This window comes from Variovorax sp. 20P10.2.4 (assembly GCF_058244205.1).
On sequence record NZ_JBZAYE010000820.1, the window covers coordinates 1 to 2,792 of the forward strand.

Here is a 2,792-nt window from a genome sequence, read left to right on the forward strand (position 1 = left end):
AGGATCATGCTGATCCAGGCGGCGCCGGGCTGGTTGCGCGGCGCGTCGGTTGCGCGCTCCAGCGGCAGCACCGCGCCGCTCGCGACGATCGCGCCTGCGCCATCGCGTATCGCATGCACGCTGCCGAGCCGCTCGAACAGCCGCCAGTCCGCCGCGAGCTGGTTCCAGCCGCTGGCCGCGACCAGCGCGTCCAGCTGCGAGAGGTCGCGCGGCGAGAGCGCGTCCAGCGTTTCGACGGTGACGGGGGCGGGCACGGTGTCTTCCTTCAGTACTTGCCGTCGCGCGATTCGAACTTGGTCGGCTTGCCGTACTGGCGCTGCTCGCGCGCGATCCAGTCGGCGACCCAGCCCACGAGTTGCGACAGCGGCACGCGCGGGTAGCCGAACAGCCGCTCGGCCTCGCCGGTGTTCATGAGCCAGGCGGTGGGCGCCTCGCTGCCCGCGATCTGCACCGGCTTGCCGAAGCGGCGGCCGAACTCCTCGGCCAGCCAGCGGATCGAGGTGGTCTCGGGGCCGCTCACGTTGAGCGGCGAGGTCGGCACCGTCGCGGCCGCGAGGCAGCGCAGCGCCTGCGCGTTGGCGTCGCCCTGCCAGATCACGTTGACGTGGCCCATGGTCACGTCCACCGGCTCGCCGCGCCAGACCTTGCCGGCCACGTCGGCCAGCACGCCGTAGCGCAGGTCGATGGCGTAGCTCAGGCGGAACAGCCGGCCCGGCGTGCCGTGGCGCTGCGAGAAGTACTCGAACATGCGCTCGCGGCCCACGCAGGAGTTGGCGTATTCGCCGGGCGGATTGGGCGCCTCGCTCTCGTGCGCGCCCTGGCCGACCACCGGCACGAAGGGATAGACGCAGGCGGTGGAGAAGGCCACGATGCGCGAGCCGCTGAAGTGCTGCGCCACCAGCGCCGGCACGTGCGCGTTCATGGCCCAGGTCAGTGGGTTGTCGGCATCGGCGCCGAACTTGCGCCCGGCCATGAAGACCACGTTGGGCGTGCGCGGCAGCTTCGCGATCGCCTCGGCGTCGAGCAGGTCGCAGGCCAGGGTCTCGATGCCGTGCGCCTCGAGCGCCTCGCGCACGCCGGCCTCGCTGAAGCGCGCCACCGCGATCACGCGCCGGCCCGGCATCGCGTTCTTCGCCAGCCGCGCGAGGGTCGGGCCCATCTTGCCGCCGACGCCGAGCACCATCAGGTCGCCGTCGATGCGCGCCATGTCGCGCAGCAGGTCGCGCGAGGGCGTGGCGAGGTAGTCCTCGAGCGCGGCCTCGGTGTCGAAGCGTTCGGGGAAGGGGAGGTCGTCGAGCACAGGCGTGGTGGTGTTCATTGGATTCGGGCGTCCTGGGTGATGAAGAGGCGCTCCAGCAGCAGCACCAGCAGGTAGAGCAGCACGCCCAGGCCGGTGATGAGGAGCACGGCCATGAAGACCGCGGGGGTGTCGAGCGAGGCCTGCACCTGGATCATCAGGTAGCCCAGGCCGCGCTCCGACGCGATGAACTCGCCCACCACCGCACCCGCGACCGCGAGGATGGTGGCGACCTTCATGCCCGAGAACACGTAGGGCAGCGAGCCCGGCAGCTGGATGTAGCGGAACAGCTGCCAGCGCGAGCCCTTGAGCGCGCGCACCAGGTCGAGCAGTTCGGGCTCGGTCTCGTTGAGGCCGCGGATGGTGGTCAGCAGGATCGGGAAGAAGCACAGGCTGAAGGTGATCAGGATGTTCGGCCCGATGCCGTAGCTGAACCACACGATCACCAGCGGGCCCATCGCCACCTTCGGGATCATGTTGAGCGTGACCAGCAGCGGGAAGGCCACCAGCATCAGTCGCCGGCTGGTGACGAACAGCAGCGCGCAGAGGATGCCGAGCACCAGGCCCAGCACGTAGCCGCCGAACACCTCGAGCGCGGTGACGCCGGTGTTCATGAGCCAGGCGTGCTGCGGATTCGCCAGCGTGGCGAGCACCTTCGACGGCGCCGGCAGCACGAAGGGCTGGATCTGGAAGGCGCGCACCGCGAACTCCCACAGCAGCACGGCCGCGACGTGCACCGCGACCACCACGGCCCAGCGCTGCCAGGCGGGGCGTTCGCCGGACAGCGGCGCGGAGCTTGCGGTGGGCGGGGAGGCGCCGTCGGATGCCGTCATCTCAATTCCTGTGGAAGGAAACAATGCGGCGGATCATAGGGAGGCTGGCCGATCGAGTCAACCAACCAGTTGATAAAAAGCGGCGCCGAGGCCGCGGGCGCTCAGGGCCGCAGCGCGTTGAGCGCGAACTCGATCACATGGCGCCGGCGCTTGAGCAGCGCACCGCGCGCGTCGAGCGGCGTGCCGAAGATGGCCGACAGCGTGTGGTTGTTCGAAAAGAAGAAGTAGGAGATGCCGGCGATCGAGATGTAGAGGTTGATCGCGTCGAAGTCGGCGCGGAACACGCCCGCGGCCACGCCGCGCTCGAGCGTGGCCTCGAGCATCTCGATGAAGGGCGAGTGCATCTTCTGCAGCCGTTCCGACTCGTGCAGGTGCTCGCCGCGGTTGCGGTTCTCGTCGGCCAGCATGGCGATGAACTCGGGGTGCTCGGCCAGGTAGTCGAAGGAGAAGGCCACCAGCTGCGCCATCGCCTCGCGCGGCTCGAGCGCGCCGAGCTCGAGCTTCTGTTCCTTCTCGCGGATCTCGGCATAGACCGATTCGAGCGCCACCAGGTACAGCCCCTGCTTGCTCTCGAAGTAGTGGTAGACGAGCTGCTTGTTCACGCCCGCGGCGGCGGCGATCTCGTCGACGCGCGCACCCGCGAAGCCCTTGGTCGCGAACTC

Annotated in this window: 4 protein-coding genes; all 4 read right to left on the reverse strand. The window is 69.5% G+C overall.

Going from position 1 to position 2,792, the window contains the following annotated elements; translation table 11 throughout:
- Positions 1-254: hypothetical protein (locus AC27VN_RS38070; protein WP_490880013.1), on the reverse strand; the 254-nt coding region annotated here is incomplete at its 3' end.
- A gap of 11 nt (positions 255-265) precedes the next feature.
- Positions 266-1,318 (reverse strand): NAD-dependent epimerase/dehydratase family protein, encoded by a 1,053-nt coding sequence (locus AC27VN_RS38075; RefSeq protein ID WP_490880014.1) that lies wholly within the window; start codon positions 1,316-1,318, stop codon positions 266-268.
- Positions 1,315-2,130: an ABC transporter permease gene (locus AC27VN_RS38080; protein WP_093349229.1), complete on the reverse strand. Its 816-nt coding sequence runs from the start codon at positions 2,128-2,130 to the stop codon at positions 1,315-1,317. Before AC27VN_RS38080 ends, AC27VN_RS38075 begins: the two co-directional genes overlap by 4 nt.
- Before the next feature lie 101 nt (positions 2,131-2,231).
- Positions 2,232-2,792, reverse strand: a 561-nt coding sequence (locus AC27VN_RS38085; RefSeq protein ID WP_490880015.1) for a TetR family transcriptional regulator, incomplete at its 5' end; no start/stop codon positions are given.